This window comes from Variovorax sp. 01N429 (assembly GCF_056399425.1).
Genome location: NZ_JBFTRG010000005.1, coordinates 44,756 through 57,060, shown reverse-complemented (window position 1 = coordinate 57,060; position 12,305 = coordinate 44,756). Strand labels below are relative to the sequence as shown.

Here is a 12,305-nt window from a genome sequence, read left to right as displayed (position 1 = left end):
TCCGCATCAGTTTTCGCCGGCCACCGTTCGCGGTGGCTTTTTTCTGCGCGCACAATCTCCGTCGTCTCCGCACATCGATACAGCTACCCCGCTACCCAGCCATGACCACCGTCCACACCTCCTCCATCAAGAGCCTCCCGCTGCTCGCGCGCGGCAAGGTACGCGACAACTATGCCGTTGGCAACGACCGCATCCTGATGGTCGCGAGCGATCGCCTTTCGGCCTTCGACGTGATCATGGGCGAGCCCATCCCCGGCAAGGGCGTGATCCTCACCCAGATGGCGCTCTGGTGGTTCGACCGGCTCGGCCACCTGTGCCCGAACCACCTGACCGGCGAAGCGCCCGAGAGCGTCGTGACGCCGGACGAGGTGCCGCAGGTCAAGGACCGCTCGATGCTGGTCAAGCGGCTCAAGCCGATCCCTGTCGAGGCGGTCGTGCGCGGCTATCTCGCGGGCAGCGGCTGGAAGGAATACCAGGAGAACCGGGCGGTCTGCGGCGTACCGCTGCCTGAAGGGCTGTCCAACGCGAGCAAGCTGCCCCGGCCAATCTTCACGCCGGCTGCCAAGGCGGCGGCTGGCGCGCATGACGAAAACATCAGCTACGACAAGGTGGTCGAAGTGGTCGGCCCGCGGCTTGCGCAGCAGATTCGCGAGACCAGCATCGCCATCTACGAGGCGGCGGCCGAGATCGCGCTGGCCAAGGGGATGATCATTGCCGACACCAAGTTCGAATTCGGCCTGGATGATGCGGGCACGCTGGTACTGATGGACGAAGTGCTCACGCCCGACAGTTCCCGGTATTGGCCGATCGAGGGCTACGAAGCCGCGCTGGCTGCTGGAACAAATCCGCCGAGCTACGACAAGCAGTTCGTGCGCGATTGGCTGGAGTCCGCGCGCATCAACGGCAAGCCATGGGACAAGACACCCCCGGCGCCGCGCCTGCCGGCCGAAGTCGTCGAAAAGACCGCGGCAAAGTATCGCGAAGCACTGCAAAGGCTCACGGGCTGATCAATCGGCCGCCGCCAATGTGAATAAGTCACAAGGCTGGCGGCAATAGTCACGCCCTGAAAACGGCCCTGTCTTCCAAACTCTTCGCATCCCCCCGATAGATGAGGAGTGCGAGATGGAAACGGCAGTGGACTTTCAGATTCGATACCTTAGGGACGAGGCTCCGGTTTCCGCGCCGCCGCCTGACGCGCTTCATCCCGGCGTGATGGCGCGCGTGCTCGACGAGATCGACCATGGTCTGCTGCTGCTGGATCTGACCGGGCGCATCCTGCACGCGAACTTCCCTGCCCGGCGTGAGCTGGCCGGAGCGCGTGCCGTGCGAAGCGTCGACGGCATGCTGTGCGCGGGGCAGCCGGAGTCGCAGTTGAAGATTCGCCACGCCCTCAAGGATGCGGAGCGCGACTGCCGCAGCATCGTCGAGCTCGACCACGCGGGTGAGTCGCTGTCCCTGGCCTTCATACCGCTCGCGGCGCTGCATGGCGAGGACAGGATCGACACGGTACTGGTCATGTGCAGCCGGCGATCGGGCTGCGAAAGTCTGACGATGCAGATGTTCGCGCGATCCAAGCATCTGACGCGTGCGGAACAGAATGTGCTGGCGCGTCTGTGCGCCGGGCACGATGCCGAGGAAATCGCCTGCCTCGAAGGCATCCGGATGTCGACCGTGCGCACGCACATCAAGAACGTGCGGCAGAAAACCGGCAGCAACAGCATCCGCGAGGTCGTCCACAGGGTGTCTCGCATGCCGCAGATCGTCTCTGCGCTCAGGCTGACCGGGGAAGACTGATCCAGGCCCGCTCGCGAGCTGCCTTCAGCGCGCTTGCGCCGTACCTAGAACGGCCACGGTGCGGCCGCTGGAGTCCAGAAGAGACATGCGTGACGATCCTTGGAGGCGATAGCTGGCGGTCGATTGAAGCGCGGCAAAAAATTGCGACTCGCTGGCGCTGCGCGCAGGATCGGCGCAGGCCATTCGCGTGGAGGCAAGCTGGCTCAGCCTGAGCGAGTTTCCGCTGCGTTCGAAGGTGCCGGACACGCGGTTGCAGCCGCCGGAGCCGCTCACTCGGCCGTTGCGGCGATCGAACTGGAGTTGCGGATCGCGCTGAGGGTCGCCAGTGGATGCGACGGGTTCACCGCCGAGTTGCTCAAGGCGCCAGACCGGACCTTCGATCGGCTCATCCAGGCTGATGCCGCTGCCGCAGCCGACTAGCAAACCAGCGACGAGCATTGCGGGGGCGACAAAGAGAGCGGCGTTCGAGCGGGCGGCGAGACGAAAACGCATGGCCAGTCTTTCCTTCTGCGACATATTGAAACACCGCGCCATCGTATTCGAGTCAGGGCTCAGCTCAAGACCACGCTGCTGAGCCGGCGGCGATAGCTCGCCACCGTCGGGTCGTCCGGCGGAATCTGCCCGTCGGCGACCTTCGCTTTCGGTGGCTCGATGATGTCGAGGATCGCGATGTAGGTCTTGCGCGCAAGATCGCTGTTCCAGGTCTTATCGCGCATCAGGATGTCGAGCAGCTCGTCCATGGCTTCGGTCCACCGCTGCGCCGCCATGAGGAGCCTGGCCCGGTCGAAGCGAGCGTCGAAGTCACGCTTGTTGGTGGCGATGCGCGCATCGAGCCCGGCCAGGTCGGGTGCTGTGCCGGTCGCAGGCTGCGCGAAATCGATGGCGTCCATGCACCGCTGGAGTGAATCGAGGCGGCGCACCAGTGACGTCTTGGCAATCACCGGCGCAAACGCCACCTTGGCGTCGTCGATACGACCCTCCTGCAGCAGCAGTTTGACGTAGTCGAATCGAAGGTCATCATTGGCCGGATCGGTCGCGACCGCATGCTGGAGCTTTTCCAGCGCGCCTTGGGTATCGCCATCGGCGAGCGTCGCCTGGGCCGACTCCTCCTGTTCCTGCGCCTCGACCTCGTCCGCGCCCGGCACGTGCTTGTCGAGGAACTCGCGGATCTGCTCCGCGGGAATCGCGCCGACAAAGCCGTCGACCGGCTGCCCGTCCTTGAACATCACGCAGAACGGAATGCTCCGGACGCCGAACATCTGGCTCAACTGCTGCGAAATCTGGGGCACTTTATCGGCGTCGAGCTTGGCGAGGGCGAACCGCCCCGCGTATTCGACTTCGAGCTTTTCGAGCACCGGCCCCAGCTGTTTGCAAGGTCCGCACCATTCGGCCCAGATGTCCAGCAGCACCGGGGTGGTCATCGAGCCGTCGATCAGCTCGGTCTGGAAGTTTTCGAGGGTGATGTCGATCATCGCGGGAAGTTGAGGGTGAAACGTAAAATTCGAACCATGAAGCAAGCAATTCAGGTCGGCGTGGTGATGGGATCGAACTCCGATTGGGAGACGATGCGCAATGCCGTCGAGATTCTCCAGCAATTCGGCGTCTCCCACGAAGCGCGGGTGGTCTCGGCCCACCGGATGCCCGACGAATTGTTCGCCTACGCCGAAAGCGCCGCTCCGCGCGGGCTCGCCGCGATCATCGCCGGTGCAGGGGGCGCCGCCCACCTGCCGGGCATGCTCGCAGCGAAGACCACCGTCCCGGTGCTCGGCGTGCCCGTCGCCAGCCGGCACCTTCAGGGTGTGGATTCGCTCTACAGCATTGTCCAGATGCCCAAGGGCGTACCCGTGGCAACCTTTGCCATCGGCAATGCCGGCGCGGCGAACGCGGCGTTGTTTGCCATCGCGATGCTTGCGGTCGCCGACCCGGCGTTGCGAGCCCAACTCGACGCCTTCAGGGAAAATCAGACGCAGGCCGCGCAGTCCATGACGCTGCCGCCGATCGAGTCCCAGGCCGTCTCGCCTTTCTCGCCGCAAGGCGGGGGCGCCCTGTGATCCCGATACTTCCCGGCGCCACCCTGGGTGTCGTCGGGGGCGGCCAATTGGGCCGGATGTTCGTCCATGCGGCCCAGCAGTTGGGCTATTTCACGGCGGTGCTCGATCCGGACCCCGATAGTCCGGCCGGGCGCGTGAGCCATCACCACATCCACACCGACTACACCGATGTCGACGGCCTCGCGAGACTCGCGGGCTTGGCCGATGCGGTCACCACCGAGTTCGAGAACGTGCCCGCACCCTCACTCGAGCACCTCGCGGTGGCGCGGCCGGTCTCTCCGGGCGCGGACGCCGTCGCCATCGCGCAGGACCGCATCCGCGAGAAGGGCCACTTCGTGCGCTGCGGGGTCGACTGCGCCCCCTTTGCCGTCATTGAGACGGCGCAGCACTTGGCCGCGGTCCAGGCGGACCTTCTTCCCGGCATTCTCAAGACGGCACGGCTCGGCTATGACGGTAAGGGCCAACGGCGTGTGGCGACGCGCGCCGAACTGGCATCCGCCTGGGAGGACGCCGGCGGCGTGCCCTGCGTGCTCGAAAAACTCCTCCCGCTCGACTTCGAGTGCTCGGTGATCATCGCCCGTGCCGAAGACGGGCAGATGGTGCACTTCCCGGTGCAGCGCAATCTGCATCGCGACGGCATCCTCGCCGTGACAGAGGTCCATCCGCACAACATGCCTGAATCGACGGCCAAGCGCGCAGTGGCTGCCGCCCGGTCGATCGCGGAGGGCCTCTCGTACGTCGGCGTGCTGTGCGTCGAGTTCTTCGTGCTGGGCAATGGCGCACTGGTGGTCAACGAGATGGCGCCACGTCCGCACAACAGCGGCCACTGGACGCTGGACGCGGCCGACGTCTCGCAATTCGAACTGCAGGTTCGCACGCTGGCGAGCCTGCCGTTGAATCCGCCGAGGCAGCACAGCGCCGCGATCATGCTCAATCTGCTGGGCGATCTGTGGTTCGTCGATGGCGATGTCGAGGCAGAGCCGCGCTGGGCCGACGTGCTCGCGTTGCCCGGCACGCATTTGCACCTCTATGGCAAGACCGAGGCGCGGCGCGGACGCAAGATGGGGCACTTGAACATCACCGGCGAAAGCATCGAAGCGGTTCGCAGCACGGCTGATTTTGCGGCCGCGTTGTTGGGCCTGCCGATTCCGCTTTCCGAGTAACGCCTGATGATCCGCGACGGCAACACGCCTGAAGCCATCGAAGAAGCCGCCAGCGTATTGCAGGCAGGCGGCCTGGTCGCTTTCCCGACCGAAACGGTCTACGGCTTGGGCGCCGATGCGGGCAGCGACGCCGCGGTGGCTGGCATCTTTTCAGCGAAGGGCCGGCCCGCGGACCATCCCTTGATCGTGCATGTCGCGGCCGGCCCCAAGGGCACGGAGGCCTTGTCCCACTTCGCCCAGCCATTGCCGGTCTTTGCCCAGAAGCTGGTGCGCGCCTTCTGGCCGGGTCCGCTGACCCTGATCGTCGAGCGCCGGCCCGGCATTGCGGCCGCTGCTGCAGGCGGGCAGGACACCATCGGCCTGCGTTGCCCCTCGCACCCTGTGGCACAGGCGCTGCTCATGGCGTGCGCGGCGCATGGCGTCCATGGGGTTGCCGGACCGAGCGCTAACCGCTTTGGCCGCGTGAGCCCGACGACCGCTCAGCACGTGCGAGAGGAATTCGGCGATGAGCTTCTCGTGATCGACGGCGGTCCGTGCGAAGTCGGCATCGAATCGACGATCGTGGATTGCAGCCGCGGGGTGCCCGTGCTGCTCCGCCCCGGCGCGATCACGCGCGCGCAGGTCGAAGCGGCTTGCGGCGAGGCGCTGCGCGACAAGGAAGATCTCGCCGCTCCCGATCCGCGTGCCTCGGGCACTCTCGAAGCGCATTACGCGCCGAACGCCAAGGTGCGGCTGATGGATGCAAAAGCCCTGCAGGCGGGGCTCGAAGTGCTCGGTGTCAACGCAGCGCACATTGCCGTGTGGTCGCGCACCCCGCTCAAGAGCCGTTCCCAGCGGATCGTGCAGCGCCGCATGCCTGACGACGCGGCGACGACCGCGCATCAGCTTTTTGCCGTCCTGCGCGCCTTCGACGCCGATGGCGCCAAGCTCATCTGGATCGAGACCCCACCCGACACGCCCGAGTGGGAAGGCGTGCGCGACAGACTGCGGCGCGCCGCCGCAGCCTGACCCAGCCAGGCTCAGGTTAGAGCCCTGCGGCCATCACACCCTGGAAGAAGCCTCGCGCCGTCGCCATGCAGAAGGGCGGCACCAGGGTGCCGTGGTAGGCCTGAGTGACAGCCGACGCCTGGTCGGCCGGCGTGCCGGGCGTGCTGGCGGCCAGGCGCGCCTTGGCTGTCGCGAATCCTGCGCGAGCGGCTGAGAAAGCATCGGTCGCGGTCGAGTCTTCCAGATCCACCACAGTCAGCGCGCTCGCGGACATGCCGCTGGCGCCGAAGTAGCCCGCTGTCGCGCGAGTGCTCACGAAATTCACTGTCGGATCATTGGCGCCACCACACATCAGCACCGGCCGCAGCGGCAGCCAGTTGCGCAGATCGTTCGCTACTGCGGCCTTCCGGAAGCCCACCAATGGCCTGCAGTTCAGCGGCGCAGTGGTGTTGAGTGAAGTAGCTGTGGCAGGCAGCGCATTGCCGGGGCATGGATTGGCCTGGATGTCGTTCGCGACTTGCGTCAGATAGCTTTGGCGGATCAGGTTGCTCGGTCCGTAGAAGATCGACAACGCGGGAGTCACAGGTCCCGGCACCGCATTGGCCGGATAGAGCGCAAGAGGTGGCAGCTTGCCCGTCGCGAAGAGCGTGTTGACCGGGGTGAGGCTGGGCAGAAGCGTGTCGATGCCGTTGGCGTACTGGGCTTCATAAACGTCGGTGGTCGCCGCGTAGACGTTGCCGAACTGCTTCTGCCAACTGGTCGAAAGCAGCGGGGTGAACAGCGTCGAGCCCAGCGCAGGCCAGCCGCTGAAGCTGTAGTCGGTCAGCAGGCTGATGGCCGAAGGTGCCGACAGCGGCGCCGAGGCGGTCACCGTCTTGCCGGTCGCCTGCATCTCGCGATGTGCAGCCATCGCGACGTAGCCGCCTTGCGAATAGCCCGTGATGAAAAGCGAGCCACTCTCGTTCGCACCGATCAACTTGAAGGTCTTGCGGGCAGCAGTCAGGGCATCGACCATGTCCTTGCCTTGCTGGTCGCCGTTGAGGTAGGGGTGGTAAGTGAGCGTGGACTTGTCGTAGCCGGCATAGTTTGGCGCGACGACGATGAAACCCTGGGCGGCGAACATCGCGGCGACCGACAGCCCTTCGCCCGCGGCGGGTTGCGTGGCGTCGGTCCACTGGGCGAGGTTGTAGTTCTTCGCCGCCGTGGTGCCGTGCGCATACAGCACGACGGGTCGCGGGCCCGTGCATGCGGGATCGCCCCCGTTCGGCACCATGATGGCGGCTGTCGCATTGGTCGCTTCGCCCTGGCCGCCGACGGTGCGGTATTCGAGATAGCGAAGCACCAAGCCGCACTTGGGCGCACCCGCCACCTGCAGCAATGCCTGGCCCGAGGCGTTGGCGTTCAGCAGGGATGAGAAGTCGGCGACCGAGAGCTGGGCCGTCTGCTGCGGCGGCACAGTCACGACCGAGCCGCGGCCCGAGTCCACCACCGGCGGCACGTTCACCGCAAACCCGCCGCCACCGCCGCCTCCGCAGCCGGAAAGCGTCAGGACGGCGCCCGCGAGGGCAATGGCTGTAAGGCGAATCATCGGGTGTCTCCTGCTCGGTTCTTGAATTTGCGTCCGGGCGATTCTGGGCAGGGGCCGCAATATGCGCAAGCGCGGGTTTCTGCTGGCGCGTGTGTCAGTTGCTGGTCAGTCCTGCGAAGCCCAGTCCACCAGCGCGTCGAAGGCCGGCCGCGCCGCCACGGCATTGGCATGGTTGGCGATCGCCACCACCACATAGCGCCGCCCGCTCGCGGTGTGCACGAATCCGGCGACTCCCGCCGCATCACGAAGCGTGCCGGTCTTCAAGTGCGCCGCACCGCCTGATCGCAAGGCACGTTTGCGCAGCGTGCCGTCGACGCCCGAAGCCGGCAGCGAGGACACCAGCTCGGGCATCAGCGGTGATCGCCACGCCACCTGGAGCATCTTCGCGAGCTCGGCGGCGGTAATGCGCTCGTCGCGAGAGAGCCCCGAGCCGTTGTCGAACAGAGGCTGCCCCTCGCCCGTGCCGATGCGGTTGTTCCACCACTGTTGCACCGTGGCGCGCGACGCTTCGAGGTTGCCGCGCTTCTTCTGCTGCAGGCCGAGCGTGAGGAAGAGCTGCTGCGCCATCACGTTGTTGCTGTACTTGTTGATGTCCCGGATGACCTCGGCGAGCGGGGGCGACGCGATCTCGAATGCGGGCTTGAGTTCGGCGGGCACGCGGCCTTCGCGCACCACGCCCTTGATGCGGCCGCCCATCTCGACCCACAAGCCGCCCACGGCTCTCGCCGCAAAGCTGCGCGGATCGGCATAGGCGACAGGCCACACCTTTTCGCCGCAAGCGGCCGGGTAGCTGCCGGTAAAGCCGATGCGCGCCGGATCGGCGAATTCAGCTGCGAGCGTCGCGTGCCAGTCGCCGCATTCGCCTGCGGAAAGCGGCACCGTGGCCTGTGTCGCGACGCCAGCGAGCGGCGGCTCGAAGCTCACTTGCGCCATCTGCGTTGCGCGGTTCGGCACGAAGGTCATCACGACCGACTTGAAGTTGATCAGAAGGGCATCCGGCGCAGCGTTGTAGGGACGGAGCCCCTCGCCATCGAAGGCGGAGGGATCGGTGTCCGCGACTTCGAAAGCGCTGCGGTCGAGCACGATGTCCCCCCTGATGGTCTGGATGCCAAGTCCCTGCACGCGGCGCAGCAGCAGCCAGAGCCGTTCGAGTACGAGCTTGGGATCGCCCTGGCCCTTGATGTAGAGGTTGCCTTCGAGCACTCCGTCGCGGACCGGCCCGTCCACGTACACCGGCGTGGTCCATGTGAAAGCCGGTCCCAGCAAGTCGAGCGCCGCGTAGGTAGTGACCAGCTTCATGATCGATGCCGGGTTGACCTGGGCCTGGGTGCGCCATGCGAGCCGGGGCCGACCCACACCTTCTGCATCGACGACAAGCATCGTCACGGCGTCCCGCGGCACCTTCGCGCGGGCGAGCGCGGCGTCCACTTCGATGGGCAGGCTCTGCGCCGCAGCGGTCACGGGCAGCAGCGCCGCCGAAGCGAGAACAGATGCGCAAGTGATGGCGAGGCGAAGGAGGCGATGTCGTGCGGAAGCGGTGTCGAGAGGCATGCGGCGGATTATCCCGGCCCGCCCCAGGGAGGGGCGACGGGGAGCGAAAAAGGGCGACATGAGCCTTCCAAGACGCGATTTCCGACGCCCCTCGATAATCGCCGGATGCCCGCCGCTCCCCGATTTTCTCCGCGCACCATCGGCCTCGGCGCGGCCATCGTCACCGTCCTGGTCTGGACCGCATTCATCGTCATCGCGCGTGCTTCGGCGGCGCGGTCGCTGACGCCTTTCGACATCGCATTCGCGCGCATCAGCGGCGCTGGCCTGGTGCTCCTGCCTTGGGGCGCCTGGCTGGTCATGCGCGCGCGGCAGCGCGATCCGGCGGCAGAGAGCTCGCTTTTCGGGCTGTCGCCGCTTTCGCTGCGGCTGACCATCCTCGCCGGCGTGGTGGGCGGTTTGGGCTACCCGCTGCTGGCCTACAGCGGATTTTTCTTTGCACCCGCCATTCATGCTTCAGTGCTGATGCCGGGCAGCCTTCCGCTGTGGACGGCGCTGCTCGCCGCTGTCGTCCTGCGCGATCGGATCACGCCCGGCCGCGCCGTGGGCTTGGCACTGATCGTGGTGGGCGATCTCTTCGTCGGCGGGGCGAGCCTGCTTCACGCGCTGCAGGGCGGCGCCATCTGGAAGGGCGATCTGCTCTTCATGACGGCCGCCTTCTGCTGGGCGAGCTACAGCGTGCTGGCGCGCAGACACGCCCTCGAGGCGGTGCGGGCGACCATCGCCATCACGGTGTTCGCCTTCATCACCTATGTGCCGGTCTACGCTCTGCTGGCGGCGTCCGGAGTGATCGCGAGCCGGCTCGGCAGCGCGCCCATCGGCGAAGTCCTGTTCCAGATGTTGTTCCAGGGCGTCGGCTCGGTCGTCATCTCGGGCATCACCTTCACGCGGATGATCCAGCACTTCGGTCCGGTGCGTTCCACCATGATCACTGCGCTGGTGCCCGGCCTCTCCGCGCTCGGAGCGGTGGCCTTCCTGGACGAGCCGCTGTATTGGAATCTTGTCGCGGGGCTTCTGTTGGTGACTGCCGGCATCCTTTTCGGGGTTCAGCGCAGCCGGGTGGCGAATCCTCCGCCGAAAGGCGCCGTGCCCGTGGGAGGATGCGCCGATGCATAAGCTGCTCGCCTTCGACACCAGCACCGAATCGCTCTCGATCGCGGTGCGCCATGGCGATGTGTTGCTCGAGCACAGCGGCATCGGCGGCGCACAGTCGTCCTCGACTTTGATCCCGCTGATTCAGCGACTGCTCGCCGATGCCGGGCTGTCTTTGCGCGAACTCGACGCCATCGCGTTCGGTCGAGGGCCCGGTTCCTTCACCGGACTGCGCACCGCTTGCTCGGTCGCGCAGGGCCTGGGCTATGGCGCCGGTGTGCGACTGTTGCCTATCGACACGTTGCACGCCGTCGCCGAAGAGGCGCGCCATTGTTTCGGCGCGACGCGCGTGGTCGTGGTTCTGGACGCGCGCATGGAGCAGGTCTACACGGCCAGCTACGACCTCGGCGTCGAAGTGATTGCCAGCGAGGCTGAATTGCTGGCGCCGGAAACCGTCGTCGTGCCGGAGGGCTGGGTCTTGGCCGGCAATGCCTTCGCTGCCTATGGCGACCGTTTGCCGCATGCTGGACCGAGACACAACGTGCTCCCGACGGCGGCCGCGATGCTGCGCCTCGCACCCGCGCTGCTTGCGCAAGGCCGTACCGTCGCGCCGGCCGAGGCATGGCCTCTCTACGTTCGCGATAAAGTGGCGCAGACTACCGAAGAGCGTGCCGCCATCAAGGCGGCAACCACCACCGTTCAGCCATGAGTGCCGTCCTTCTTGAACCGCGCGAAGCCCGCCTTGAGCCGATCACAAGCGAGCGGGTGTCTGCCATCTGCGCCATCGAGCAGGCGGCCTACACCCATCCCTGGACGGCTGCCAACTTCACCGATTCGATGGCCGCTGGCTACCACTGCCAGTGCCTTGTAGGCCCTGGCGCCGAAGAAGGCTCCACGCCGACGCCAGGCGGCATGCGCGCGTTATGGAGTCGCGTCGCTTCGCGCACCGTCGATGAAACCATCATTGGCTATTTCGTGGCGATGAAGGGTGTCGACGAGGTCCACTTGCTCAACATCACCGTCGCGCCCGCGTTTCAGCGCCAGGGATGGGCGCCTTTGATGCTGGAGGCACTCGCCGGCTGGGCTCGCGGCCTGAGTGCGCAATGGCTCTGGCTCGAAGTACGCGCGAGCAACCTGCGCGCATTGGCCGTCTACGAACGCAACGGTTTTCGCCGTGTCGGGCTGCGCAAGGGCTACTACCCCGCGCATGCCGGCGCCCGCGAAGATGCCGTGGTGATGAGCCTGCGCCTCAACGAATCCAACAGCGCCTGGGGAGGGCTGAAATGACGCCACGCCAACGCGCGATGCTGGACGAGATGGGCATCAAGCTCTTCTGGTGGCCCAGGACGGATGCCAATGGGGCTGGCGTGGCCGGCGGGGCTGGCGAACTTGCCAAGGTCGAGCCGCCGGTCGCCGTCGATGCCGATGCGCCACCGCGGCCGGCTCCCGAGCTCGCGCCGTCGCCTGTCCAAAGGGCCTCGGTGCCGGCCGCCGCGCCGGCGGTGGAAGCTCGAGCGCCGATTGCGGCAAGGCAAGGGGCTGCCGCCGTGCTCTCGGACACACCGCGGCGCCTCTTCGGCAGCGAAGCCGCTTCAGAAGGCGGCTGGCTGATCATCGCCGACATGCCTCCCGAACTCGACGGCCGCCACGGCGAACCGTTCGCTGGCGATGCAGGCCGTCTGCTGCACAACATGCTGCGTGCACTGCAACTGCAAGACGGGGAAGCGCCGGTCCACCTGATGCGGACCCATCGAGGCGTCGTTTCGGGTCAACCCACCAGTCCGCGGCCTCTGGACGAAGCACTGGCGGATTGCGTCCCGGTGTTGGCGCCTCGCCTGGTGCTCGCCCTTGGCCCATTAGCGGCCCAAACCCTCATGCAAAGCGGAGATCCACTCGGCAAGCTGCGCGGGCGTGTGGTCCCCGTCGCGCTGGTTCCGGGCGCGGAAATGGTGCCCGTCGTTGCAACTTATCACCCTGCCTACCTGCTGCGCAACCCGCTGGACAAGGCCCGCGCGTGGGCCGATCTCTGTCTCGCGGCGGAGCAACTGGCGCCGTCGGGCTGAGGTCCGGCGGCGCCTAAAA

At 66.5% G+C, this 12,305-nt stretch carries 13 protein-coding genes; 9 read left to right on the top strand and 4 right to left on the bottom strand.

Translation table 11 applies throughout. The features are described 5' to 3' along the window. The first annotated feature begins 101 nt into the window (after positions 1-101). The gene (locus tag AC1DSF_RS10770; RefSeq protein ID WP_478127433.1) at positions 102-1,007 is read left to right on the top strand and encodes a phosphoribosylaminoimidazolesuccinocarboxamide synthase; all 906 of its coding nucleotides are present in this window, start codon (positions 102-104) and stop codon (positions 1,005-1,007) included. Between the two features lie 115 nt (positions 1,008-1,122). Beyond that, positions 1,123-1,794, top strand: coding sequence for a helix-turn-helix transcriptional regulator (locus tag AC1DSF_RS10765; RefSeq protein ID WP_478127432.1), 672 nt, complete (start codon positions 1,123-1,125; stop codon positions 1,792-1,794). Positions 1,795-1,818: 24 nt separating this feature from the next. Here AC1DSF_RS10765 and AC1DSF_RS10760 read toward each other — a convergent pair whose 3' ends face one another. Beyond that, entirely contained in the window at positions 1,819-2,286 is a 468-nt protein-coding gene (locus tag AC1DSF_RS10760; protein WP_478127431.1) for an META domain-containing protein, read from the bottom strand. A gap of 59 nt (positions 2,287-2,345) precedes the next feature. Further along, complete coding sequence (locus AC1DSF_RS10755; RefSeq protein WP_478127430.1) at positions 2,346-3,266, bottom strand: tetratricopeptide repeat protein; 921 nt, start codon at positions 3,264-3,266, stop codon at positions 2,346-2,348. Positions 3,267-3,302: 36 nt separating this feature from the next. On the opposite strand from AC1DSF_RS10755, the gene purE reads away from it, so the two are divergent. Genes purE through AC1DSF_RS10740 form a run of 3 tightly spaced genes read left to right on the top strand, consistent with a single transcriptional unit; the run spans position 3,303 to position 6,016 of the window. Next, positions 3,303-3,845 carry a 5-(carboxyamino)imidazole ribonucleotide mutase gene (gene purE, locus AC1DSF_RS10750; RefSeq protein WP_478127429.1) on the top strand — a complete coding sequence of 181 codons (543 nt, stop codon included), beginning with the start codon at positions 3,303-3,305 and terminating at the stop codon, positions 3,843-3,845. After that, entirely contained in the window at positions 3,842-5,008 is a 1,167-nt protein-coding gene (locus AC1DSF_RS10745; protein WP_478127428.1) for a 5-(carboxyamino)imidazole ribonucleotide synthase, read from the top strand. The genes purE and AC1DSF_RS10745 overlap by 4 nt, the downstream gene beginning before the upstream one ends. A 6-nt stretch (positions 5,009-5,014) precedes the next feature. Continuing rightward, positions 5,015-6,016: an L-threonylcarbamoyladenylate synthase gene (locus tag AC1DSF_RS10740; RefSeq protein ID WP_478127427.1), complete on the top strand. Its 1,002-nt coding sequence runs from the start codon at positions 5,015-5,017 to the stop codon at positions 6,014-6,016. A gap of 16 nt (positions 6,017-6,032) precedes the next feature. On the opposite strand, the gene AC1DSF_RS10735 is transcribed toward AC1DSF_RS10740, so the two are convergent. Next, positions 6,033-7,583 carry an alpha/beta hydrolase family protein gene (locus AC1DSF_RS10735; protein ID WP_478127426.1) on the bottom strand — a complete coding sequence of 517 codons (1,551 nt, stop codon included), beginning with the start codon at positions 7,581-7,583 and terminating at the stop codon, positions 6,033-6,035. Positions 7,584-7,688: 105 nt separating this feature from the next. Then, positions 7,689-9,134: a D-alanyl-D-alanine carboxypeptidase/D-alanyl-D-alanine endopeptidase gene (gene dacB, locus AC1DSF_RS10730; RefSeq protein ID WP_478127425.1), complete on the bottom strand. Its 1,446-nt coding sequence runs from the start codon at positions 9,132-9,134 to the stop codon at positions 7,689-7,691. Between the two features lie 105 nt (positions 9,135-9,239). Here dacB and AC1DSF_RS10725 point away from each other — a divergent pair, with 105 nt between their 5' ends. The 4 genes from AC1DSF_RS10725 to AC1DSF_RS10710 are packed head-to-tail and all read left to right on the top strand — an operon-like array spanning position 9,240 to position 12,286. After that, positions 9,240-10,247: a DMT family transporter gene (locus AC1DSF_RS10725; RefSeq protein ID WP_478127424.1), complete on the top strand. Its 1,008-nt coding sequence runs from the start codon at positions 9,240-9,242 to the stop codon at positions 10,245-10,247. Beyond that, a complete protein-coding gene (tsaB, locus tag AC1DSF_RS10720) occupies positions 10,240-10,932 on the top strand; it encodes a tRNA (adenosine(37)-N6)-threonylcarbamoyltransferase complex dimerization subunit type 1 TsaB (RefSeq protein ID WP_478127423.1) in 693 nt (230 codons plus the stop codon). The genes AC1DSF_RS10725 and tsaB overlap by 8 nt, the downstream gene beginning before the upstream one ends. Continuing rightward, positions 10,929-11,510, top strand: coding sequence for a GNAT family N-acetyltransferase (locus AC1DSF_RS10715; protein ID WP_478127422.1), 582 nt, complete (start codon positions 10,929-10,931; stop codon positions 11,508-11,510). Before tsaB ends, AC1DSF_RS10715 begins: the two co-directional genes overlap by 4 nt. Continuing rightward, positions 11,507-12,286, top strand: a complete 780-nt coding sequence (locus AC1DSF_RS10710) for a uracil-DNA glycosylase family protein (protein WP_478127421.1) — start codon at positions 11,507-11,509, stop codon at positions 12,284-12,286. The genes AC1DSF_RS10715 and AC1DSF_RS10710 overlap by 4 nt, the downstream gene beginning before the upstream one ends. The last annotated feature ends 19 nt before the right edge of the window (positions 12,287-12,305 follow it).